The following is a 25484-nucleotide window of genomic DNA, read 5'->3' on the forward strand; positions in this document are numbered from 1 at the left end:
TTACCTAAACCTGTATTGGATTAAATCATTTATATGTGAAAGTACTGAACTCGAGTTAAAACCAAACTATTCCTATTATGCACGAAAAAAACAAGCATTAACAGTAAAATGAATAAAAATTTCTTTCATTTGATTTATGTATATCCTGATCATTTATAAATGGAAAAGGACCCGGCTCCTGCCGAGTCCCAAGGACGAAGGCCCAGCCTTATGTAGAATACGTCCAAATCATTTGAATAACATCAAAAAAGCGGGAAATTTCCCGCCTTCCTGAAAAAATTATCTACGTAGACCTAATTTGTTAATTAGTGTACGGTAACGAGTAACGTCTTTGTTACGTAGGTAAGTTAAAAGATTACGACGTTTACCTACCATTTTAAGAAGACCGCGACGTGAATGGTGGTCTTTTTTGTGTGTGCGTAAGTGACCGTTCAAGTTGTTGATTTCTTCTGTTAATACTGCGATTTGAACTTCTGGAGACCCAGTGTCAGTATCGTGAGTTCTGAACTCAGCGATAAGTTCATTTTTGCGTACTTGTGTAATTGCCATGTTATTATTCCTCCTAAAATTCTGTAAAATCACCTATTACCGAGCCAGCGTCGGAGTCTCGACTAGCCAAGCAATGGTTATTTTCATACATACAATAGAATACATGTTTTTCATTGAAATTGCAAGTCTTGTCTTTTATGCTTCAAGCTTTGCAAAATACGCGATTGCATTTTGCTTATCCGTTTCGATCTGAGCGACCAATGCTTCAAGCCCGGAAAATTTCTGCTCACTCCGAAGTCTTTTATGCCATTCAACCGAAACCTGGCTGCCATATATATCTCCCGAGAACTCCAAGGCATGAACCTCTACAGTGGGATATTTAGGTTTTTCTTCGTGGAATGTAGGTTTGTAACCGACATTGCAAACTCCATTATACCATTTACCGCTTATTTTGATCCTGACGGCATATACGCCTGCAGCAGGGAAGATATAATCGTCACTTACTTCAATATTAGCGGTGGGGAATCCCAACTTCCTGCCCCGTTTTTCACCGTGGATGACATGGCCTTTCGTTAAATAACGTCGGCCAGCCAAATGATAAAAGTCAGAAAAGTTACCATTACCGAGAGTTTCCCTGATTCTCGTCGAGCTAACCTTTTCATCTTCAAGTGTCTGTTTTGCAACGACTGTCTGCGAAAATCTTCCCTTTGCGTAAACAGGCAAATCTTCCATCGATCCTTGACCATAGCGACCGTATGAATAATCAAAGCCTGCAACTACGTGACGGACATTCAGCCCGGCAATGTACTCGTCAACGAACCGTTCCGGCAGAACCGAAGCGAATTCCTTGCTGAAATGGACAATGAATAAATAATCTATCTCCATCGACTCTATGATATCCACCTTATCTTCAAGTGGAGTGATATAGCGGATATTTTCCGTTTTCCTACCCAGTACTGCAGAAGGATGCGGGTCAAATGTCATGACTGCTGACTTAAGATTCATTTCATCGGCTTTTTGCTTGGCTGTTTGAATAACAATCTGATGACCTTTATGTATACCATCAAAAAATCCAAGGGCCATTACAAGCTCGGGAAAATCATCCGAATTAAATTGATGAGGATGCTCTATTGCGATCACTTTCACCTTTCAATCTCCTCTTTCCGGCGGTAAAACGGTCTATAATTCTTGTGCCAATACTTTTACAGGTTTAATTAATCCCTCTTTTGTCGGATGTATTTGATAAATGGCAATGGCCTTATCTGTTGGGTCGACCATCACAAAAGGCTTCCCTTTTTCAACAACAACATCCTTTGTTTGTTCCAATACCGCACCGTTAAGTACTTTCTTTGCTACTTTATCACTAATCTGAAATTTGGGCAAATGAAATAATCCCCGCTCCAAAGGCAACAGAAATTCATCCGTTTGTCCACTTTCCATGATCTCTTCCACTTCAGAAAATGTGAAACAGTCCTCCTGCTTAAAACCTGCTGATTCAATACGAGTCAAATCAGACATATGGGCAGGAAACCCCAGTTCTTCACCCATCATGACTGCAAGCGTCCGAATATACGTTCCTTTGCTGCATTTGACGCGAAAACGAAAAGAAATGGTTTCTCCTTTAAATTCAGAACGATCATCGAGAAGGGTAATATCATAGATGGTGACCTCCCTTGTCGGCCTCTCCACTTCTATCCCTGCACGGGCATATTCATATAACTTCTTCCCGTTTACCTTTACCGCTGAAAACATCGGCGGCGTCTGTTCGATTTTTCCAGTCAATGATTCCAACACTTCCAGAATCCGTTTACGCTGAATCACTTGATCAATCTTTTTCTCTTCCACTTTTTCACCGCTTGCGTCTTCAGTTGTCGTTGAAAAACCAAGGGTCACTTCCCCTTCATACGCTTTACCGGCTTCTGTCAAATATTCGGCTATCTTAGTTGCCCTGCCAATACAAATAGGTAAAACCCCTGTTACATCAGGATCTAAAGTACCTGTGTGCCCAACCTTTTTTGTCTTTAAAATCTTTCTTAATTTAAAAACACAATCATGGGATGTCAATCCCTTAGGTTTCCATAATGGAAGAATACCGTTCACGCTTTCACCTCATCATTTATAAAACACCCTAAACTACTATCATAAAGCAAAATGAATTCCAATTCCGAAAGGTGTTTTTTTTACATATTCATTTTTCAAAAAAAAAGAGACCGACTTCAAGAAGTGCAAAGCACTTATTGAGTCGGCCTTCTTTTACTGCTTGCTTATTCCTCGTCTTTTTCAGCCGGTTTATCTTCTGAATTGATTTGGGAAATCAACGATTCGATACGATTACCATAATCGACCGATTCATCAAATTCAAAAAACAGTTCAGGAGTTTTGCGCAGGCGGATTCGCTGCCCAATTTCTGAACGCATGAATCCTTTCGCCTTAGCAAGACCTTGCAGGGTTTTCTCCCTTTGTTCCTGGTCACCCAAAACGGAAATATAAACTGTTGCCTGTTGTAAATCGCCTGTAACCGCGACATCCGTCACTGTAACAAATCCGATTCTTGGATCTTTAATTTTTCGGCCGATAATTTCACTCAGCTCTTTTTTCATTTGTTCGCCAACACGATTTGAACGAAGGCTCATAATATCACCTCGATAGCCTAAAGCCAGTCTATATCTGTTATTGTTCGCTCTATTTCCGGAAAAGAATCTAGAAATTTAAGGGCATTTTGAAGTTCCCGTTCAGTAGCCTTCCTTGAGGATGTTACGGTTACGATAGTAATCTTTGTCCGCTGCCATAAATCCTGAAAATCGGTCTCTGCTACAGAAATATTGAACTTCTGCTTAAGCCGTGTCATGACACGCTGAAGCACGGCCCTCTTTTCTTTCAAAGAATGGGTGTCATGGATGATGCATTCACATTGGACAGAGCCAACGATCATTTACGTTCGATCTCTTCCATTACATACGCTTCAATTACATCGCCTTCTTTAAGGTCGTTGTAATTTTTAATCGTAATACCGCACTCATAGTTCGTTGCCACTTCTTTTACATCATCTTTAAAACGTTTCAATGCATCAATTTCACCTTCGTAAATGACGACACCTTCACGAATTAAGCGAATTCCGCTATCACGTGTAATTTTTCCTTCTGTAACGTAAGAACCTGCAATCGTACCTACCTTGGATACTTTGAAAGTCGTACGAACTTCAGCCTGACCGATAATTTTTTCTTCGAATTCAGGGTCAAGCATCCCTTTCATAGCCGACTCGATCTCTTCGATCGCTTTATAGATGATGCGGTGAAGGCGGACATCAACATTTTCTGATTCAGCTGCACGCTTCGCATTCACGTCAGGACGGACGTTAAATCCGATGACGATTGCATTCGAAGCTGTAGCAAGGATGATATCAGACTCTGTAATGGCACCGACGCCAATGTGTATGATTTTCACCTTAGCGCCTTCCACTTCTATTTTATTCAGGGAAGCGGCTACTGCTTCCGCAGAACCTTGAACATCAGCTTTTAAAATGATGTTTAATTCTTTAATTTCCCCTTCTTTCATTTGCTCGAACAATGTATCTAGGGTCACACGGGATTTTTCATTACGTTGTGAAGCAAGTTGTCTCTGTGCACGCACTTCCCCAACTTGACGGGCCGTTTTCTCATCTTCAAAGACGATGAAACGATCGCCGGCCTGTGGCACTTCGTTCAATCCAGTGATTTCAACCGGTGTTGAAGGACCTGCATCCTTAACACGGCGTCCAAGATCGTTAACCATAGCACGAACACGTCCGAATGTATTACCGATAACAATCGGATCACCGATTTTCAACGTTCCGTTTTGAACAAGCAAAGTGGCAACCGATCCGCGCCCTTTATCCAAACGTGCCTCGATAACCGTTCCATTCGCTTTACGAGATGGATTCGCCTTATACTCCTCCACTTCACTGACAAGAAGAATCATTTCAAGCAAGCTATCGATACCCTCACCGTTTTTAGCTGAAATTGGTACAAAAATTGTGTCTCCGCCCCATGCTTCAGAAACTAAACCATGTTCTGTCAATTCTTGCATGACACGGTCCGGATTGGCAGCTTCTTTATCCATCTTATTGACAGCGACGATAATTGGAACTTCTGCCGCTTTAGCATGATTGATCGCTTCAATCGTTTGAGGCATAACGCCATCATCCGCAGCTACGACAAGAATGGTGATATCGGTAACTTGTGCACCGCGGGCACGCATTGTTGTAAACGCAGCATGGCCTGGTGTATCCAGGAATGTTATTTTCTTATCGTTAACTTTAACTTGATAAGCACCGATATGCTGAGTGATTCCGCCCGCTTCGCCTTCAGTAACTTTTGTATGGCGGATAGAATCAAGCAATGTCGTTTTACCATGGTCAACATGTCCCATGATCGTCACGACAGCCGGACGTTCAATCAAATCTTCAGAAGCGTCCTCAGTGACAAGTGATTCAAGGTCTGTTAGGTCGACACGAATCTCTTCTTCGGCCACTACACCGTATTCCGCACAAATCAATTCAATTGCATCTTTTTCCAAAGTTTGGTTGATTGTTGCCATAACACCAAGCATAAAGAGCTTTTTAATGATTTCAGAAGGTTCACGGTGAAGTTTTTTTCCAAGTTCCATAACCGTCAAAGACTCATAAAACGTAATTTTCTCTGGAAGTTCTCTTTCTTTACGTTTTGTAACAGGTGCCTGAGGCGCTTGTTGTCTTTGTTTATTATTTTTATTCTTGTTATTGCGACCCTTGTTGAACTGACCTGTTGGTTTTTTCGTCCCTACAGGTTTAACTGGTGGTTTCTTCTTCAGTTTTTCTTTATTGACTGTGCTCTTTTCATCCGCTTCAGCTTCGTACTTCGCGACCGTAGCGTTAGCTTTTGGTTCAGCAGCTTGGGTTTTATCTTCGTTTTTAGGTTTGATTGAATCGTTTAATTTATTTACAGTTGAATCGTCTAATGCTGTCATATGGTTTGTTACCTCTATATTCATTTCTTTAAGTTTATTTATTACATCCTTGCTTGAAACGTTCTTCTGTTTTGCATATTCATATACACGCAATTTTGTCATACGTTCACCCCCGTAAAATTTAATCGAGCAGCGTTCGGAGTTTTTGTGCAAAACCTTCATCCAGAACTGCGACGGCAACTCTAGCATCCTTGCCTATCGCATGGCCGAGCATTGACCTGCTTTCGACTCTTTTTAAAGGAACCTGATAAAATGCGCACTTATCAGATATTTTTTTTTCAGTGTTTTTTGAAGCGTCCGCGGATAAAATAACAACTTTGGCATTACCGCTTCTAATCTCTTTAACCACTAATTCTTCACCCGAAATTAGCTTGCGTGCTCGATTGGCCAAACCTAATAGAGACATCCATTGTTGTTGTTGGGTCATGTTGTTAGTTTTTCTCCTTATTCACTAATTCAAGCAATTGTTCATAAAGGGAAGAATCGATTTGGGTACTAAGGTGATTAGCCAGCACATTTTTCTTTTTGGCCAGCTCGATAATATCCCGATCAAGAGTCAAATAAGCTCCCCTTCCCGATTTCTTTCCGGTCGGATCAAGGCTGACTTCCCCTTCTTTAGATCGAACGATGCGAATGAGTTCTTTCTTCGGCTTCATTTCACCTGTAGCCACACATTTACGCATCGGGATTTTTTTTCGGCTATTCATCTTTTTTCACCTCGAATTACTCGTTATCCTCTTCGAAATCTGTTTCCTCTTCAGTAACATAACTATCTCTGCTCAAAAGGAATTCCTGTTCTTCCACAGGATAAATACCAGCTTCGCGGGCTTCCGTTTCACTCTTGATATCAATTTTCCAGCCTGTAAGCTTGGCAGCTAAACGGGCATTTTGTCCACGCTTACCAATAGCCAGGGAAAGTTGATAATCCGGAACGATTACAGTCGTCGCCTTTTCCTCTTCTTTTACAATAACTTCAAGTACTTTTGAAGGGCTTAAAGCATTCGCAACGAAAATGACCGGATTCTCCGACCATTTAACGATATCGATCTTTTCACCTTTCAATTCATTGACGATGGCCTGAACACGCTGTCCTTTTTGGCCTACACAGGAACCGACAGGATCTACTTCTTCGTTATCGGAGTGCACGGAGATTTTTGAACGGTCGCCTGCTTCGCGGGCAACTGACTTAATTTCCACTGTTCCATCAAAAATTTCAGGCACTTCGATTTCGAATAAACGTTTTAAAAGGCCAGGATGTGAACGGGATACAAAAATTTGCGGGCCCTTGGAAGTCTTTTCAACTTTAGTGATGAAAACTTTAATGCGATCATGAGGTTTATACTGTTCATTCGGCATTTGCTCATTCACCGGTAGCAAAGCTTCGATTTTACCTAGGCTGACATAAATGAATCGGGAATCCTGGCGTTGAACGATGCCAGTCATGATATCCTCTTCACGATCGATGAATTCGGCATAAATGATGCCTCGTTCCGCTTCACGCACCCTTTGAGTAACGACTTGTTTTGCTGTTTGTGCAGCAATGCGGCCGAAATCCTTAGGTGTTACTTCCATTTCGACAATATCCTCTAACTGATAGTTGGGATCAATTGCTCTTGCTTCTTCAACAGAAATTTCCAGACGCGAATCGAACACTTCGTCCACAACGTCTTTTCTGGCAAATACACGCATAGTTCCTTTACCAAGATTCAAGTCGATACGTACATTTTGTGCTTGGTTAAAGTTACGGCGATATGCCGATATAAGGGCAGATTCAATCGCGTCGATCAAAACCTCCCTGGAAATTCCTTTTTCGTTTTCTAAAATATAGAGAGCATCCAATAACTCATTGCCCATGGTGATCCCCCTTACGGATATTTAAATTAATGATTTGCTTGACTTAAGAGAAGGTAATCGCCAATCTTGCCTTCGCTACCTTTTCGAATGGTATGACGATCGTTTTCTTTCTTGTCTTGATTCTGACTTCGATTGTCACTTCTTCACCATCGAAACTGGTTAGGATTCCTTCGAATTCTTTTTCATCTAAAATGGGCTCGTATGTTTTTATGTAAACATTTTTACCGATAGCATTAAGGAAATCCTTCTCTTTTTTCAGAGGCCTTTCAGCTCCGGGTGATGAAACTTCGAGAAAATAATTTTGTGGAATCGGATCAACCTCATCAAGCTTTTCACTGAGTTTTTCACTCACATTTCCGCAATCATCAATATCTACGCCTGTTTCTTTATCAATGTACACTCGAAGGAACCAGCTTTTACCTTCCTTCACATACTCCACTTCGACTAATTCAAGCTGCAATTCTTCAAGAATTGGTAATGCTAATTCCTCTACGACTTCCGTTACCTTTTTACTCATTTGTTTCCTCCATACGTGCGTTGTATGCGCTTGGTTTCGGATTCAAAATTAAATGGTCAATACAACACGAAAGAGTGGGTTTCCCCACTCTTGCCATTGGTTCCTCTTAGTATTTCCAATAAAAATATACCATAATCAAGATTTTTATGCAAATACCATGTCTGTTTCTTCCTTTTTGAAATCAGTTTCCTCTTTAAAATAAAGATAACTGATTTTGTTCAGGCAATGACTCCAGACAGCCTTGTTTATCAAGATATTCAAGGATGGTCTTCGAAACCTTCCCCCGTTGTTGAAGATCTTCTTTGGAGAGGAATTCACCATTTTTCCGCGCGTTGACGATATTGATCGCCGCATTCGTTCCAAGACCAGGTATCGAATTGAAAGGCGGTATCAAAGTATTCCCTTCGATTAAGAATTGATCTGCACTGGATTTGTACAAGTCCACTTTAGCGAATGCATATCCGCGTTCACACATTTCCAAAGCTAGTTCAAGAACCGTCAATGTATTCTTTTCCTTTGTGGATGCATCCAATCCCTTTACCATGATTTCTTCCATTTTTGATTTGATCGCTTGCGATCCCCGAGTCATCGCGTCGATTTCAAAATCATCGGCACGTACTGTGAAATAGGCTGCATAATACAATAAAGGCAGATGCACTTTAAAATAGGCAATCCGGACAGCCATCAAGACGTAAGCTGCAGCATGGGCTTTCGGGAACATGTATTTAATCTTCTTACATGAATCGATATACCATTCCGGCACCTCATTTTTCCTCATTTCCTCTTCGAATTCCTCCGAGAGCCCTTTCCCTTTACGTACAGATTCCATAATTTTAAACGCTAGGGAAGGATCGAGACCTTGATAAATCAGATAGACCATAATATCATCCCGGCAGCCTATAACCTCACTTAGTGTACATATCCGGTTGTGGATCAGTTCCTGTGCATTGCTCAGCCATACATCCGTACCGTGAGAAAGCCCCGAGATCTGAACAAGCTCGGAAAATGTCGTAGGTTTGGTATCTTCAAGCATCTGCCGGACAAAACGAGTACCAAATTCCGGGATGCCAAGCGTACCCGTTTTACACATGATCTGTTCTTCGGTAACTCCTAAAGATTCAGTACTGCTGAATATTTTCATTACTTCTGGATCATCGGTAGGAACGGTCTTTGGATCGATGCCACTTAAATCTTGAAGCATCCGGATTACAGTCGGATCATCGTGTCCAAGTATATCAAGTTTCAAAATATTATCGTGAATGGAATGGAAATCAAAGTGAGTTGTTTTCCACTCAGAATTCCTGTCATCCGCAGGGAACTGAATAGGTGTGAAATCATAGATATCCATATAATCCGGAACAACGATGATTCCGCCCGGATGCTGTCCTGTCGTCCGTTTCACACCAGTACAACCGGCAACAAGGCGATCAGTCTCGGCTCCACGCATATGGATGTTATTATCAGAGGAATACCCTTTTACATACCCATAAGCCGTTTTTTCCGCGACCGTACCAATCGTTCCGGCACGATATACATATTCTTCACCGAATAAGACCTTCGTATAGTTATGGGCCTTCGGCTGATATTCACCGGAGAAGTTCAAGTCGATATCGGGAACCTTGTCCCCTTTAAATCCAAGGAATGTTTCAAACGGGATATCATGCCCGTCTTTTGTATAAGCAATGCCACAATCGGGACAGTCTTTATCGGGCAGGTCAAACCCGGAACCTACTGAACCGTCATTGAAGAATTCGGATTTCTTGCACTCCGGACATACATAATGCGGCGGAAGCGGATTTACCTCTGTAATTTCAGTCATGGTGGCAACGAAAGATGACCCAACCGATCCCCTTGAGCCAACTAGATAACCATCATTCAATGATTTTTTAACAAGTTTGTGTGAAATTAAATAAATAACGGCAAAACCGTGGCCAATGATGCTTTTCAATTCTTTCTCAAGACGGGCTTCCACGATTTCCGGCAGGTTCTCTCCATAAATCTTCCTTGCCATGCCATAACTCATTTCACGCATCTCTTCTTCTGCACCTTCAATTTTAGGTGTGTATAACTCATCCTTGATTGGCTTGATTTCTTCAATCATATCAGCGATTTTATTCGTGTTGGTTACCACAACCTCTTTGGCTTTCTCGGAACCGAGGAAGGAGAATTCCCGTAGCATTTCATCTGTTGTACGAAAATGTACGTCAGGAAGCTTATGACGATTCAGCGGATTTGCGCCACCTTGTGAATTCACAAGGATTTTACGGTAAATTTTATCATTCGGATCCAAATAATGCACATTTCCCGTGGCTACGACTGGCTTATCCAATTTTTCACCAAGCTTGACGATATTGGAGATGATCGTTTCTAATGATTTATCATCGCGTACATATTCAAGCTCAATCAAATGCTGATACACTTCCTTCGGATGGATTTCAAGATAATCGTAGAATTCGGCAATATCGACGACTTCCTCAAAACCCTTCTGCATCATTCCTTCAAAAACTTCCCCTTTATCGCAGCCCGATCCGACCAAGATTCCTTCACGATACTTTTTAAGTTGTGAGCGCGGTAATCGGGGCACACGATAGAAATAATCGATGTGTGATATTGAAATTAATTTAAAAAGGTTTTTTAAGCCAGCCTGTGTTTGCGCGATCAACGTACAATGGGAAGGCCGGGAACGCTGATAAGCATTTCCTTTACCCATATTGTCATTAAGTTGATCATGATGGGTAATCTCCTTTTCCATTGCATCCTTCAGCATCTTCAACATAAGGTAACCTGTAGCTTCGGCGTCATAAATGGCCCTATGATGCTGGGTCAAATCAATATCGAACTTTTTACATAATGTATTTAACCGGTGATTTTTAAACTCCGGATATAAGAAACGGGCAAGTTCCAATGTATCAATAACTGGATTGGAAGCTTTAGGATAACCCATGTTTTTATAACCTATATTCAAAAAGCCCATATCGAAGGCTGCGTTGTGGGCAACCAGGATCGCATCGCCCGCCCAGTCCTTGAACTTCTCCAGTACTTCCGAGACTTCTGGAGCATTTTCCACAAGATCATCAGTTATTCCAGTCAATTCTATCGTCGTATTGGATAGTGGGTGATGCGGATTCGCAAATGACTCGAATCGATCAATGATGTCACCGTCACAAATTTTCACTGCAGCAAATTCAATGATCGTATCATAAACGGCTGACAGGCCAGTCGTCTCTACGTCAAACACAACATAGGTGGCATCCGCCAAAGCGATATGTGCCTCATTATAAACAATGGGTACACCATCATTTACAAGATTCACTTCGACGCCATAAAGGATTTTGATACCATTCTTTTTCCCGGCACTATAAGCTTCAGGGAATGATTGTGCTCCCGCATGATCTGTAATGGCCACAGCCTTATGCCCCCACTTTGCAGCCTGGGCAACAAGCGCGGAAGTAGGTGTCACTGCATCCATCTGGCTCATTGGGGTATGCATATGCAGTTCTACGCGCTTTTCCCCTTCTGGAGCCTTATCTTGCCGTCCTTGTTTAGAAATTTCATTTATATCATTTGCGATCATTACAAGGTCACGTACGAATGTATCATTTTGGATGCTGCCTTGGGCACGTACCCACATCCCTTTTTTCACTCGGGCAAGTATGGCAGCATCTTCTTTATCACGCGAAAACATTTTGACCAATATCGAGCTCGTATAATCAGTGACTTTAAAGGTCAACAGGCTTCTTCCGCTGCGTAACTCACGCACTTCTGCATCAAATACGAAGCCTTCGATAGCAATCCTGCGCTCTTCATCGATAATCTGTTCGATTCTGCGGAAATCCGCATCTTCTTTAATCGTATAGCCAATTTTAACCGGTCCTTCGTAGACGCCATCGTCGCCGCCTTTTTCCGATTCTTTTTTCTGCATTTCCACTAGGGCAGCAAGTCCCTTTTCTGCGTCTTCCTTTTGTTTCTCTTCTAAGAACTTCTGGTAATCAGGATTCGAAACCGTTTCCTTCACTTCCGCTTCAAGTGTCAACGGAGGAAAACCGAATGTTTGGTAGATATTCGAAATGATGCCGGAGTATTTTCGTTTCAACTGACCAGCCTCCGTATCATTTCGGGCACTTACGATAAGCTTATATCCATTCACCGTTGGCACTTGTTCATTCAGAAGTGATAACAGTGCTGGAGACATGCCCTCAAGCTCGCCAATGCAATTTTTCCAATACTCCTTCACCAATTGTTCGGTCACTTGCGGATTGGCCACATTCAAGTTGAATGTGACCTTGGCAATATGGGAAAACGTACTTGCTAGATGAGTAGCAAGTCTTGTATGGACACTGCAAGGAATTAACGCAGGTATATTAAAGGCAAAATGCCATGTTTTGGACTCCCTCTCGATTGAGAGTTTATCAATTTCGGCACCTATGAAATAATTCACAAAGGCATCCTCAGTCAAGTCCATTTGCTGGAGCAAGAGTTGAAATCTCTCTCTACCGCTATTTGGATTTTGATCCATTCCCTCTCTCCCCTCTCTACTATCTCTTTAGATATTATTCACTATCATTTTCGTTTTGATATCAGAGGCTATTATAACATATCATGAATGTTTCAATAGTATCCAAATCCATGAAAAGGAAAGGCATCATCCAATTGAATGATGCCTAATTCCCCTATTTTTATATTATCCCAGTATTTCGTGAAGCTTTTGAGTTAGTTCAACTCTTTCAATTTCAAGAACCTCACCCGTTTTACGGATTTTCACTTCGACGATTCCGTCGGATGCCTTTTTACCTACAGTCACCCTGACAGGAAGACCGATCAAGTCAGAGTCTGCGAATTTTACGCCAGCACGTTCTTGACGATCATCCATAAGAACTTCCATGCCTTGTGCCTTTAAATCATTATATAATTCTTCTGCCAGGGCAGCCTGAGCCTCATCCTTCATATTGATTGGAATCAAATGGACTTGATATGGGGCTAAATTCGCCGGCCAGACCAATCCTTTTTCATCGTTGAATTGTTCAGCAACAGCTGCAAGTGTTCGGGAAACACCTATACCATAACAGCCCATGATCATAGGCTGCGACCGTCCATTCTCATCTAGGAATGTCGCATTCATAGCTTCGGAATATTTAGTTCCTAGTTTGAATACGTGGCCTACCTCAATCCCTTTGGCAAATTTAATTTTTCCGTTTCCATCCGGTGATGGGTCACCCTCTTGGATGAAACGAAGATCTATATAATTGGCCACGTTAAAATCACGAACGGGATTTACGTTCACATAATGGTGGTCTTCCTCATTTGCACCACAAATCCCATTAACCATGGCTGCGACGGCAGCATCCGCAATCACTTCCACTTCAGAAGTGACATTGATTGGTCCAAGAGATCCAATTGTACATCCTAAGACTTCTTTCGTCTCATTTGGTTCGACCAAATCAACAATTGAAGCGTTATAGAAATTCTTCAGCTTGATATCATTGACTTCATGATCTCCTCGCACCAAAACAAGCACATACTTTTCATCCACTTTAAACAATAACGATTTTATTAGTTTCTCTGCATCAGTATTCAAGAATGAAGCGACTTCTTCAATCGATTTTTGACCTGGTGTATGAACTTTTTCAAGTGCAATTTGTTCTTCGGAGCTTTTTTCATATTTCACACTCACCGGTGCCATTTCAATATTAGCTGCATAATCGGAAGTATCCGAATATGCGATGGTATCTTCCCCTATTTCAGATAGGACCATGAATTCATGTGTATCCTTACCACCCATAGCACCCGAATCGGCAATTACGGCACGGAAGTTCAACCCACAACGGCTAAATATATTCGAATATGCTGCATATAAATTTTTATAAACAGCATCCAGGCTTTCTTGATTAGCATGGAAAGAATAAGCATCCTTCATGATGAACTCACGTCCGCGCAACAATCCGAAACGCGGTCTTTTTTCATCACGGAATTTGGTTTGGATTTGATAAACCGTTAATGGAAGACGCTTATAGGATTTCACCTCATCGCGAACTAAGCTGGTTATCACTTCTTCATGTGTGGCACCAAGCGCAAATTCACGGTTGTTGCGATCCTTAAGTCGCATCAACTCTGGACCATAGGTATACCAGCGTCCTGATTCCTGCCAGAATTCGGCCTGTTGTAAAGCCGGCATCAACAGTTCTACTGCGCCAGCATTTTCCATCTCTTCCCGAACGATCGCCTCGACCTTTTGAAGCACCTTTTTTCCAAGCGGCATAAAACTATAAACCCCGCTGGAGTTTTGTCTCATAAATCCTGCACGTAATAGCAGCTGATGACTTTTGATTTCAGCATCTGCAGGCACTTCCCTTAATGTAGGGATCAACGTCATACTTTGTTTCATATCTGCACCTCTTCAATATTTCCTTTAAATTACTTGCAGCTACGGTAAAATTCATACCGCAACATTAATACGGTCATTTCATACAAAAAAGACTTTCCGCGTTATTCAGAAAAGCTAATTTAATATACTCATTCTCGATTATACTTACGATTTCCCTAGAAAACAAACAATTTCCCCAAAACGGTTAAAAAACTAGGAAATCCCTTCAGATAAGAAAACGACCAACAGATAAATCTGCTGGCCTGTTTTGCATTATCCAAACACGTCTTACAGGAAGAATCGCTGGATGTCATTCCATGTAACGACAATCATCAATAACATCAGCAAAGCAAAGCCGATGAAGTGGACCATCCCTTCTTTTTGACGGTCAATTGGTTTCCCTCTTAAGAATTCGACCACAAAGAATAACAGTCTTCCTCCATCCAATGCCGGTAACGGAAGCAGGTTCATGATTCCCAGGTTAATGCTGAGCAGCCCTGCCCATTTCATTAACGTGAATAAACCTTGTTTCGCTACTTCCTCAGTTGATTTATATATTCCTACAGGACCAGATAAACTGTCAATCGTAAATCCACCGGTTACGAGGTCACCAAGGATGATGAAGATTTGTTTTGTCCAAAAATATGTTTCTGTGAAACCATATTGTATAGCTTTAATCGGTGCTTTTTCAACCGGAGGGTAAACACCGATAATCCCGATTTCCTTTCCTTCCCTCTCCACTTCTTGTGGAACAACCGGAACTTCCAAAGTTTTCCCGTCCCTGTCAACGACAAACTCGATCTCTTGCCCAGGGTTCTTCTGAATGCTTTCCTGAACATCTCCCCAAGTGGAGACTTCCGTCCCTTCTATGGATTGAATGACATCCCCCGATTTTAAACCGGCATTTACTGCCGAACCATCTGGAGTCAACTCACCAAGTTTCGCTTCATCCACCACAACTCCTTGAAACAGGCCTATCAATACAAAAATGACAAAAGCCAAAACAAAATTCATTGCCGGACCCGCTACAATCGTTAGGAAACGATGCCCAAGCGACTTTGAGGCAAATTGCCGGTCAAAAGGAGCAATCTGGTTCTCCACACCATTTTCAACGATCACCGCTTCTTTATGAATGGCAAACGTTTTTAGTGTTTCTTCCTCACCTTCTTCATAACCAGTAAGGATCAGTTTATGATCAAGGTCGATCACTTCAACTTCCACAAGACGAATATCAGGATATTTATCTTTATTGTTCAAAATGATTTTTGTAATATTCTCTTCATTATCAAACATTAATCCCACTCGATAGCCGGGCTTCAATTCTACATTCTCTGCGTCTTCACCAGCCATGCGCACATACCCGCCAAGAGGAAGCAATCGAATGGTATAAACGGTTTCCTTCTTCTTATATGTGAATACTTTTGGCCCGAAACCGATTGCGAACTCACGGCATAAAATTCCTGCACGCTTTGCAAACACTAAGTGCCCAAGCTCATGGAAAAATACAAGAGCGCCAAAAATGATGATGAACGCTATAATCGTTTCTAAAGTCTGCATGTTCCGGTCACCTATCTTTCACTAAAGATTCTATATACTGCCTTGTCATATGATCCACTTCCTGAATCGTTTCTAAATCTGGAAGGGCTATGTTGGAATGCTGATTCAGCGCCTTTTCAATTAACGTTTCAATTTCAAGGAAGGTTACCTTTCCAGATAAGAATGCAGAGACTGCGGCTTCATTGGCGGCATTCAACACAGTAGTCATCGTTCCGCCCATTTTACCCGCTTTATAGGCGAATTGCAAACAAGGATATCTGGTGAAATCCATATCGCTAAAATGCAGTTTGCCTGCTTCAGCAAGGTTAAGTCGTTTGCGACCTGCTAGCGGGATACGGTCTGGATAAGTAAGTGCATATTGTATCGGCACCCGCATATCAGGTGTCCCCAGTTGCGCTATCACGCTGGAGTCATGAAACTCAACCATGGAATGGATGATGCTCTCTTTATGTAGCAATACATCAATTTTATCGTAGGGAAGATCGAATAGCCAGTGGGCCTCAATTACTTCCAATCCTTTATTCATCATTGATGCTGAATCGATCGTGATTTTAGCTCCCATTGACCAGTTCGGATGGTTCAGAGCCTCTTCCACCGTTACATCCTTCAATTCTTCCCTGGTTCGATCTCGAAAACTGCCTCCTGAAGCTGTAATGACAAGACGTTCTATATTTTTTTCCTTTTCACCTTGCAATGCCTGAAAAATAGCGGAATGCTCACTGTCAACCGGCAGCAATCTGACCCCCGCTTTTTTTGCTTCACTTATGACCAAATGACCTGCCGTCACCAAAGTCTCCTTGTTGGCGATAGCAATATCTTTTTTAGCCTTTATTGCTTGAAGTGTCGGATAAAGACCCACGCTTCCGATGACTGCATTGACCAAAATCGTCGCCTCACCATAAACAGCAACAGCAGTCAATCCCTCATCTCCATACATGAACTCGATATCTTTGCTGCTGGAGAATTCACTTTTCAAAACATGAAAATCTTCTTCCGTCTGGACTGAAACCAGTTTCGGTTCAAACTCTTGTATATAAGTCCTGACCAATTCTATATTCCTTCCAGCAGAAAGCGCCACGATCTTGAATTGATCTGGATGGGACCTAACTACATCAGCTGTTTGTTGACCAATAGATCCTGTCGCGCCCAAAAGGCTGATATTTTTCAAATTGTTCATCTCCTAATTCATATAACGCTTGCCTATATTTATAAAACATGCAATAAATGCAAAATCGGTAAAATGAATATCACGCTATCAAGCCTGTCCAAAATTCCACCATGTCCCGGGAGAAGCTTCCCTGAATCCTTAACGCCATAGTGACGTTTATACGCCGATTGAACGAGATCACCCAATTGGCCGAATACCCCAATGATTAATGAAATCAATAATAATTGCAATAACGTGTAGTCAAGGCTGGAGAAGGCGTAAAATAGAACACCCACTACCATCGCGGAAAATAACCCGCCGATAAATCCTTCCACCGTCTTGTTTGGACTTATTTCTGGCCATAGCTTTCTTTTACCCATTGACTTACCTATGAAGTAGGCACCGGAATCGGTCGCCCAGATCGTAAATAGGGTAAGCAGGATATAGATCAGCCCCAACCCCAAAGAGTCACGTGTTTCAAATAGGTAGTAGAAACCCATCCCCAAGTACAGGATTGAAATCACTAGAAAGCCTGCGTCATCAAAAGTAAAACGGTTTTTTGAAACGACTGTATAAAGCAACAGCAGCAAAACCCCGATTAAGAAGACTTGAACTTTATCGTAATTTATTTCTGCTAAAAAAGCGGTATGCTCATTAGGCAATAAAAGCACCCACAATAATATGTGAGAAAGAAATGATTCAAAAGATAGTACACGTAACTTTTTCATTTTCATCAGTTCATACAAACCAATTGACCCTAACAGATAAACCGTCAGTAAAAAGGGAGTGCCCCCTAAAATGACTAGTGGAATGAAGATAGCGGCAACTACGACCGCCGTAATAATTCGTTGTTTCATTATTCCATTTTCCTCGCCTTCTACATTAAACGCCACCGAATCTTCGTGAACGCTTTTGATACTCCTCAACTGCCTGCAATAAATGCTCTTCACTAAAATCCGGCCATAGCACCTCAGTAAACCACAGCTCAGTATATGCCGCCTGCCAAAGCATGAAATTACTTAAACGGATTTCACCGCTTGTACGGATCAGTAAATCTGGATCCGACAAATGTTTGGTCATCAGGTAACTGGATAGCATTTCCTCAGTTACATTTTCCTTTATTATACCATTCTTAGCATCTTGAATGATGCTATTCACTGCAGATACAATCTCCCCACGGCTTCCATAGTTCAGGGCAAAATTCAGAATCATCCCATCATTGTCTTTCGTGTCTTCCATCGCCCGTTTAACGGCACTTTGAGTATGTGAAGGAATGAGTGACAAGTCCCCTATCGTTTCAACTCTTACATTTTCGGAAATGAGCTCGGGTAAAAATGTCCCAAGAAATTCCTGGGGAAGCTTCATCAAAAAGTCGACTTCACTTTTCGGACGTTTCCAATTTTCAGTGGAAAACGCATAGACTGTCAAAGTTTTGACCCCTAATTTATTGGCAACTTTCGTAATTCTACGAACGGTTTTCATTCCTTCATGATGACCCGCCACACGTGGCAATGCACGCTTTTTGGCCCAACGGCCGTTCCCATCCATAATGATGGCGATATGCTGAGGAACATCAAACTGTTTAATATGCTGAATCCTATTTGTTACATCGGAAGAAGCATCTTTTTTAACGAAACGCTTCCAAAGTGAATACATATGTTAGTCCCCCATCAGGTTGTACTTATCTCTCTACAAAGGCAAAGTTTTCGTGCACTATGTATATCAAGCTTTCTGCCGCTTAAAAAGAATCTATATTATAATATCAAAAAAAAACTGGTTCTCATATTATTATTATGAAAATTATTTCTTCATTAGAAGTCAGAAAGGGAGAAATCATTACTTCTTTTTTTTCTAAAACCGGTTATGATTAACATGAAAAATGCAAAAAAAGGACCACCTCCAAAGTTTGCATGCAACATACTAACTAAAGGAGTAATCATTATCGGAGAAACCTTATTATAACAGTTTTCTCCTTTAAGCACACCTATATGTTAGAACCAAGACATGACCCAGTATGGATTCGGCCCTCTTTATTTAATCAATTCTTCAGTGGAAATTATACTTCCAAAATTTCTTTTTCTTTATCTTTTGTAATTTCATCGATTTTCGTGATATTGCCATCTGTCATCTTTTGGATGTCATCAGCATAGCCACGTAAATCATCTTCAGTGATTTCACCACTTTTTTCAAGCTTTTTCAAATCATCATTAGCATCGCGACGCACATTACGGACAGCTATTTTCGCTTCTTCCGCTTCTTTTTTCACAACTTTCACAAGCTCTTTTCTGCGCTCTTCAGTTAACGCCGGGATGGCTATCCTGATGACCGATCCATCATTAGAAGGATTTAAGCCTAAGTCCGATTTCAAAATTGCCTTTTCGATTTCACCCAATACCGTTTTATCATATGGTTGAATTACTAATAGTCTAGCTTCCGGGACAGAAATACCAGCCACCTGATTAACTGGTGTCGGCGAACCATAATAATCAATCGAGATTCTATCAAGCAATGAGGCGTTTGCCCTTCCGGCACGGATGCTTGCTAATTCACGTGTGTACGCTCCAATGGCTTTTTCCATTTTCGTTTTCGCATTCGAAATAACTTGTTTCGGCATCTTTTATTTCCCCCTTACAATAGTTCCAAGCGTTTCGCCTAAAACGGCCCGTTTAATATTACCTTTTTCCATGATCGAGAAGACGATCAATGGAATATCATTGTCCATGCATAGCGAGGAAGCAGTTGAATCCATTACTTCTAACCCTTCTTTGATCACATCAAGATAGGAAAGTTTATCATACTTCACTGCATTTTTGTCCTTAACCGGATCTGCATTGTAAACGCCATCCACATTATTCTTCGCCATCAAGATGACATCAGCTTCAATTTCAGCAGCACGCAGGGCGGCAGTGGTATCCGTTGAGAAGTATGGATTACCTGTACCAGCTGCAAAAATCACCACTCTCTTTTTCTCTAGATGCCTGATTGCACGGCGTCTAATGTATGGTTCTGCGACTTGTCTCATCTCAATGGAAGTTTGCACGCGCGTTTCAATTCCAAGCTGATCAAGACTGTCTTGTAATGCCAATGAGTTCATGACAGTAGCCAGCATACCCATATAATCGGCATTAGCACGATCCATGCCCATTTCACTGCCTATTTTCCCGCGCCAAATGTTTCCACCGCCGACAACAACAGCCACTTCCACATCAAGCTCAGCCACTTCCTTGACTTGTTCAGCAATAGATTTAATTACTGCAGGGTTAATTCCAAATCCTTCTTCACCGGCTAATGCTTCGCCACTTAGTTTTAAAACGACACGTTTATATTTAGCGTTACTCATGAGAACCTCCAACTATGTAATCTTTTCATTCGTTCATCATGCTTTCTTGCAATACTACCAAAAATTCATGATATTTCAAAAAATAGGGAACACAAGAGTGTTCCCCATTATTAATTATCTGACAATTAGTCTTTTTTAACTTGGTTCATTACTTCTTCAGCAAAGTTTTCTTGACGTTTTTCAAGACCTTCCCCTACTTCATAACGAACGAATGATTGGATTTTTCCGCCTTTTGATTCAACGAATTGTCCCACTTTTTGATCAGGGTTCTTAACGAAAGCTTGTTCGTTAACACAGATTTCTTCGTAGAATTTATTAATACGTCCTTCAACCATTTTCGCAACGATTTTTTCAGGTTTTCCTTCATTAAGCGCTTGCTGCGTAAGAACTTCGCGTTCGCGTTCTAATTCACTAGCATCTACTTGGTCGCGAGAGATATATTTAGGGTTAATTGCAGCGATATGCATTGAAACGCTTTTAGCTGCCTCTTCGTCAGTTGTACCTTCAAGAACTGAAAGTACGCTGATACGCCCACCCATGTGAAGGTATGCACCAAATGCGTCGTTATCAGTTTTAGAAACGACTTGGAAACGGCGAAGAGTTAATTTTTCCCCGATTTTAGCAACAGCAGCATTGATATGATCTGCAACTTTTGCTCCATTTTCCATTGTTTGCTCAAGAGCTGCTTCAACGCTTTCAGGTTTGTTAGCAAGAAGGAATGCAGCCAATTCTTTAACAAGAGTTTGGAAGCCTTCGTTTTTAGCAACGAAATCAGTTTCTGAGTTCACTTCAAGAATAACCGCTTGGTTTCCTTCTACAACGATTGAAGTTAAACCTTCAGCAGCAATACGGTCGCCTTTATTAGCAGCTTTTGCAATTCCTTTTTCACGTAGGAAATCGATTGCCTTTTCCATATCGCCTTCTGTTTGTACAAGTGCCTTTTTACAGTCCATCATACCGGCACCAGTTTTTTCACGCAATTCTTTAACTAATTGTGCAGTGATTGCCATAATATATATCCTCCTCAAATTAAATGCAGTTTATTCAATCTTTACCCATTATTGCAAAAAATACTTGTTATCATCAAAGAAAATAACGACCCTTGACAATATTTCAGAAAAAACATCCACTTTTTCAGTCAATCTGACGGAACTAAACCAGCTGATGAATTTCATCCCTTAAAAATCGCCCATACCTTTTTAAAAAGACATTCCGTACAGTGATTTTATGTATGTTTATTTAGTGCAAAAAAAAGGGATAAAAGGCATTATCCTCTTATCACCTTTTTTCTTACTGAGTAAGCAACCTTTTTTACTTATTAAGCAGTAGTTGTTTCAGTTGCTGTTTCTTCGCCTTGTTTAGCTTCTAAGATAGCATCTGCCATTTTACCTGTTAATAATTTAACAGCACGGATTGCATCGTCATTCGCAGGAATAACTACATCGATTTCATCCGGATCACAGTTTGTATCAACGATACCAACAAGCGGAATGTGTAATTTGTGTGCTTCCGCAACAGCAATACGCTCTTTGCGAGGGTCGATAACGAAGATCGCATCTGGAAGAGTCTTCATATCTTTAATACCGCCTAAGAATTTCTCTAAGCGATCCCATTCTTTTTTAAGTTGGATAACTTCTTTTTTAGGAAGTACTTCGAAAGTTCCGTTTTCTTCCATTTTTTCGATATCTTTAAGACGAGCGATACGTTTTTGGATTGTTTCAAAGTTTGTTAAAGTTCCACCTAACCAACGTTGGTTTACATAGTACATACCAGAACGGATAGCTTCTTCTTTAACAGATTCTTGAGCTTGTTTTTTAGTTCCGACGAAAAGAACAGTACCACCGTTAGCAGCTAGTTCTTTCACGAAGTTATAAGCTTCTTCAACCTTTTTAACTGTTTTTTGAAGGTCGATGATGTAGATGCCGTTACGCTCAGTGAAGATATATTTCTTCATTTTCGGGTTCCAGCGACGTGTTTGGTGTCCGAAATGCACACCAGCTTCAAGCAATTGTTTCATAGAAATGACTGACATTTTAGTTCCTCCTAAATGGTTTTGTTTTTCCTCCGCACCGATCATTTTCATACAGAAACTGTCGTAACAGCACCATCTGCAAGAATCACGGGGCGTGTGTATTAACACCATTTCATAATATATCATAATGGCTCTGCACAATCAAGAGATATCTTTATCTATTCATGCGAAACTTTCGTTAAATGAACGGTCATTAAATGAAAAAGTGGATATGCTAGCGGATCAGGACATTCAGTAGAGGAAATCGCCAAAAGTTAGGTCGCGGTCATACGGAGAAAGAGCTATCGCTAATTTGAGGGGAATTGCCAGCCGATGAAAGCTTCAATTTGTCCTCGACTTTTACGGGTAATACATTGGCCTCATTTTCTTCAGGCATTATTTTATAGGCGTTAATCGCCTTCTATTTGGCGGCGGCATGGCTTCCCTCTTTATACTCTAGCAGCATGTTTTGTTCTTGTTTTTCTTCTTTATCTTCCTTTGTTTCTTTGATTGAACCATGTTCTTGTCCTTTTTGTCCATGCTCGGGATTCATTGCCACCGAATTGGTGAATGCCTTTACCAATGTCTCGTTGTCCTCTTTCATCTCCATTAAATAACCAGACAAAAGTTGTTCCATTTCTCCAATGATGGTTTTTGGTCTTTTTCCAACTTACTTAAACGATTTTGACGAAGTTATAAAACGATTATGGCAAAAATGGGTTTAATACAAACAACAGAAATATAAAAAACGCTGACATGTTGCATCCTAATTAACCTAGTCAATCCTGTTACCTTTATACGGATGGGAATCTTTTTTCACTGTTGTTTTTTCTTGATTACTTTCTCCATGCTCTTCTTGACAAAGTACAGTTCGAACATTCTTTGATTTCGAAACATTTATTGAAGCGGGTACCCGTATGAATCCTTTCAAGTTGACATATAGGGGCTTTCTTCGTTCAATTGAGATCTTTATGCTTCCCAGACTCCATAGCCCTCTTCAATCAAAATATCATGATTAAATCTTTTGATCTTGCATCGTGTTTCTTAATTTATATATCGCTTTCGAGTGAATTTGGGATATCCGGGAAGTAGATAGGCTCATCACTTGTCCGATTTCGGTTAATGTTAGTTCTTCTTTATAAAAAAGCTGTAAAACCAACTGTTCTTTTTCATTAAGGGTTTCTATGACTTTGGCTAATTCCACATGCAGTTCTTCCCTTAACACATGTTCCTCAGGTAAATCCGCCTTTTCATCTTTAATAATATGAAAATTCGCGCTTTCTTTATCGTCCTCTTGGGGATTTTCATCCATTGATAGTACATTGGCAAAGAAATTCTCATTTAATGCAGCATATACTTCATCTTCCGGGATATTCAATTCAGCGGCAATCTCATATGGCGAAAGGTTCCTCATGTATTGCTGCTCCAGCTTTTCTATTGCAGATTCTATTTTCTTGGCTTTATCTCTTGCACTCCGTGGAAGCCAATCCTCTTTTCTTAATCCATCTAAAATAGCACCACGAATTCTAAATGAAGCGTATGTGTCAAACTTCAGGTCACGCTTCGTATCAAAACGTTCCAGGGCATCGAATAACCCCATCATCCCTAAACTCCTTATATTATCCCGGCTCACATTTTTAGGAAGACTCACTGAAATACGTTGAACATGATACGATACGAGAGGTATGTATTTCTTCACCAAAATGCCCCCGGCTAGCGGATCTCTGCAATCCACCCAATTTTTCCAACATAACTGCTCTTCTTCGATGGTCAGATGAGACATTGGACATCCTCCTAACATTGTTATACGATTTGTAATCAAACGGCCCCTAGCCATAAATGCAATAAAATACGGTTGCAAGTGTACCTGTCATATTTTTGGCTTTTCAAAAGCCAAATCCGATCCTATATGTTTTTAGTCCCTTTTGTAACGGTCCGTATATTTTGCAAACAATCATTTAAATTGAATTCAATCGTTCTTCCGCTATTCCCGCCAAAATCTTCGGCAACGACTCTAATGTGCAAGTCAGATAACTCTTTCCGGACAGCTTCCACATTCCGGGGGCCTATTCTCATTAAAGCCCCTCCGGAGGCAAATTGAAACATTTGCGCCCCGCCAGCCAACTTCGCTTTTAGGAATGGCATTCTTGCACCTTCTTTTACTAAGTTCTGTACTAATTCCTTTATCGCCGTATCTGCAAATTTGGCAATGTTTATCAGTCCCGATTTAGCAAAGTGAAGAGTCAGGCGGCATGATATGGGCCAAACCTGCAATTTCTTTTTTTTGATCATAAATCACAACACCAACACCGACCCCAACCCGGAAGTACGAATCGTAAATGAATCAATGTGTTGCAATCTATGATTAATGCAACTTGACCATCACCAAGAATCGTCGCCCCCGATATTGCAATGCACTAGTTAAATAACTACCTAGTGATTTCAGAACAACTTCCAGCTGCCCGATGATTGAATCAACGACTAATCCGCTGGCCCCATATATTCCATTTCTTCCTGGAACGTTTCAACCATACATTTTGACATGGAAGATTCCCATCACTTACCTCCTCTTATTACATTCTGCAATGATTGAAACTTACCTGAAAGCCTGTCGGTTACTGCATTATAAAAAATCTGATTGGCAGCTAGATCCGTCATTTCCTCATCAACATCCACGCTATTTCCATTATTGTTATATCGGACATTTTTCTGTGTTACGATGTGAGAAGCATGCCCCCCCTCTGAATTGAAGGTGAAATGTCGTTCATCGGTACGATATGCCTCTAAGGAAGATTCCAGCTCAGCCTTAAAGGATTGTATTTTGTCGACCTCTTTAGCTTTATAATTAGGCGTAACCGATTTGGCTATGTTCTGTGAAATGACTTTTTTTTGCATTAGAATAATTAAGGGCATTTTCTAGTGATTGAAAAGTATTTGAAAATAATTCCACACCGATCACCTCTTTCTATAAGTAACAGATAATGACTTTATTAATTAATTAATCCAGTTCATTTACGTTTTAATTTTAATGAAACATTATAACTATGTCCATAAACGATGCATGACTTTAGACCTATTATCATCGAAAATTGTCACAAATTGCTTAAATTGTCGTTTTTATTAGCATGATTATAAGATTAATATTAGGTTATATGACACTTTAATATAAAATTCGACACATTAACCAAATTTTACCTCTATCAGTTTTTATATCATATTGAAAAA

At 40.8% G+C, this 25484-nt stretch carries 22 protein-coding genes and 3 pseudogenes; all 25 read right to left on the reverse strand.

The window, feature by feature from the left end:
- Positions 1–279 precede the first annotated feature (279 nt).
- Positions 280–549: a 30S ribosomal protein S15 gene (gene rpsO, locus QFZ73_RS02810; RefSeq protein WP_053345367.1), complete on the reverse strand. Its 270-nt coding sequence runs from the start codon at positions 547–549 to the stop codon at positions 280–282.
- A gap of 135 nt (positions 550–684) precedes the next feature.
- Positions 685–1635, reverse strand: coding sequence for a bifunctional riboflavin kinase/FAD synthetase (ribF, locus tag QFZ73_RS02815; RefSeq protein WP_251427963.1), 951 nt, complete (start codon positions 1633–1635; stop codon positions 685–687).
- A 33-nt stretch (positions 1636–1668) separates the two neighbouring features.
- On the reverse strand, positions 1669–2589 hold the full coding sequence (truB, locus tag QFZ73_RS02820) for a tRNA pseudouridine(55) synthase TruB (RefSeq protein WP_251427960.1): 921 nt from the start codon (positions 2587–2589) through the stop codon (positions 1669–1671).
- Between the two features lie 164 nt (positions 2590–2753).
- Positions 2754–3122, reverse strand: coding sequence for a 30S ribosome-binding factor RbfA (rbfA, locus tag QFZ73_RS02825; RefSeq protein ID WP_034313607.1), 369 nt, complete (start codon positions 3120–3122; stop codon positions 2754–2756).
- A gap of 17 nt (positions 3123–3139) precedes the next feature.
- On the reverse strand, positions 3140–3421 hold the full coding sequence (locus tag QFZ73_RS02830) for a DUF503 domain-containing protein (protein WP_251427957.1): 282 nt from the start codon (positions 3419–3421) through the stop codon (positions 3140–3142).
- Complete coding sequence (gene infB / locus QFZ73_RS02835; protein WP_251427954.1) at positions 3418–5574, reverse strand: translation initiation factor IF-2; 2157 nt, start codon at positions 5572–5574, stop codon at positions 3418–3420. Before infB ends, QFZ73_RS02830 begins: the two co-directional genes overlap by 4 nt.
- Positions 5575–5593: 19 nt before the next feature.
- Positions 5594–5899, reverse strand: coding sequence for a YlxQ family RNA-binding protein (locus QFZ73_RS02840; RefSeq protein WP_061144653.1), 306 nt, complete (start codon positions 5897–5899; stop codon positions 5594–5596).
- 4 nt (positions 5900–5903) lie between these two features.
- Positions 5904–6179: an RNase P modulator RnpM gene (gene rnpM / locus QFZ73_RS02845; protein WP_057913378.1), complete on the reverse strand. Its 276-nt coding sequence runs from the start codon at positions 6177–6179 to the stop codon at positions 5904–5906.
- 16 nt (positions 6180–6195) lie between these two features.
- The gene (gene nusA / locus QFZ73_RS02850; protein ID WP_076366463.1) at positions 6196–7326 is read right to left on the reverse strand and encodes a transcription termination factor NusA; all 1131 of its coding nucleotides are present in this window, start codon (positions 7324–7326) and stop codon (positions 6196–6198) included.
- 43 nt (positions 7327–7369) lie between these two features.
- Positions 7370–7843: a ribosome maturation factor RimP gene (gene rimP / locus QFZ73_RS02855; protein WP_192204054.1), complete on the reverse strand. Its 474-nt coding sequence runs from the start codon at positions 7841–7843 to the stop codon at positions 7370–7372.
- Between the two features lie 193 nt (positions 7844–8036).
- Positions 8037–12359 carry a PolC-type DNA polymerase III gene (locus QFZ73_RS02860; protein WP_307262725.1) on the reverse strand — a complete coding sequence of 1441 codons (4323 nt, stop codon included), beginning with the start codon at positions 12357–12359 and terminating at the stop codon, positions 8037–8039.
- A gap of 165 nt (positions 12360–12524) precedes the next feature.
- Positions 12525–14225 (reverse strand): proline--tRNA ligase, encoded by a 1701-nt coding sequence (locus QFZ73_RS02865; RefSeq protein WP_307262729.1) that lies wholly within the window; start codon positions 14223–14225, stop codon positions 12525–12527.
- A gap of 267 nt (positions 14226–14492) precedes the next feature.
- Complete coding sequence (rseP, locus tag QFZ73_RS02870; protein ID WP_251427946.1) at positions 14493–15761, reverse strand: RIP metalloprotease RseP; 1269 nt, start codon at positions 15759–15761, stop codon at positions 14493–14495.
- 7 nt (positions 15762–15768) lie between these two features.
- Complete coding sequence (gene dxr / locus QFZ73_RS02875) at positions 15769–16929, reverse strand: 1-deoxy-D-xylulose-5-phosphate reductoisomerase (protein WP_251427943.1); 1161 nt, start codon at positions 16927–16929, stop codon at positions 15769–15771.
- A 38-nt stretch (positions 16930–16967) separates the two neighbouring features.
- Positions 16968–17765: a phosphatidate cytidylyltransferase gene (locus QFZ73_RS02880; RefSeq protein ID WP_251427940.1), complete on the reverse strand. Its 798-nt coding sequence runs from the start codon at positions 17763–17765 to the stop codon at positions 16968–16970.
- 25 nt (positions 17766–17790) lie between these two features.
- Positions 17791–18564 (reverse strand): undecaprenyl pyrophosphate synthase, encoded by a 774-nt coding sequence (locus QFZ73_RS02885; RefSeq protein ID WP_137019721.1) that lies wholly within the window; start codon positions 18562–18564, stop codon positions 17791–17793.
- A gap of 400 nt (positions 18565–18964) precedes the next feature.
- Complete coding sequence (gene frr, locus QFZ73_RS02890; RefSeq protein WP_053534379.1) at positions 18965–19522, reverse strand: ribosome recycling factor; 558 nt, start codon at positions 19520–19522, stop codon at positions 18965–18967.
- 3 nt (positions 19523–19525) lie between these two features.
- Positions 19526–20248, reverse strand: coding sequence for a UMP kinase (pyrH, locus tag QFZ73_RS02895; protein ID WP_034313639.1), 723 nt, complete (start codon positions 20246–20248; stop codon positions 19526–19528).
- 125 nt (positions 20249–20373) lie between these two features.
- Entirely contained in the window at positions 20374–21258 is an 885-nt protein-coding gene (gene tsf / locus QFZ73_RS02900; protein WP_251427925.1) for a translation elongation factor Ts, read from the reverse strand.
- 308 nt (positions 21259–21566) lie between these two features.
- On the reverse strand, positions 21567–22280 hold the full coding sequence (rpsB, locus tag QFZ73_RS02905) for a 30S ribosomal protein S2 (protein ID WP_034313644.1): 714 nt from the start codon (positions 22278–22280) through the stop codon (positions 21567–21569).
- Positions 22281–22680: 400 nt separating this feature from the next.
- Positions 22681–22896, reverse strand: coding sequence for a hypothetical protein (locus QFZ73_RS02910; protein ID WP_251427922.1), 216 nt, complete (start codon positions 22894–22896; stop codon positions 22681–22683).
- 378 nt (positions 22897–23274) lie between these two features.
- The gene (locus QFZ73_RS02915) at positions 23275–24042 is read right to left on the reverse strand and encodes a FliA/WhiG family RNA polymerase sigma factor (protein ID WP_307262749.1); all 768 of its coding nucleotides are present in this window, start codon (positions 24040–24042) and stop codon (positions 23275–23277) included.
- A gap of 122 nt (positions 24043–24164) precedes the next feature.
- Positions 24165–24629, reverse strand: a pseudogene (locus QFZ73_RS02920) (chemotaxis protein CheD).
- A pseudogene (locus tag QFZ73_RS02925) lies at positions 24602–24750 on the reverse strand (chemotaxis protein CheW); the annotation flags it as partial. The pseudogenes QFZ73_RS02920 and QFZ73_RS02925, both read right to left, overlap by 28 nt.
- A 65-nt stretch (positions 24751–24815) precedes the next feature.
- Positions 24816–25209, reverse strand: a pseudogene (flgB, locus tag QFZ73_RS02930) (flagellar basal body rod protein FlgB).
- Positions 25210–25484: the final 275 nt, after the last annotated feature.

Source organism: Peribacillus sp. V2I11, assembly GCF_030817135.1.
In the GTDB taxonomy this organism is placed as follows: Bacteria; Bacillota; Bacilli; order Bacillales; family DSM-1321; genus Peribacillus; species Peribacillus simplex.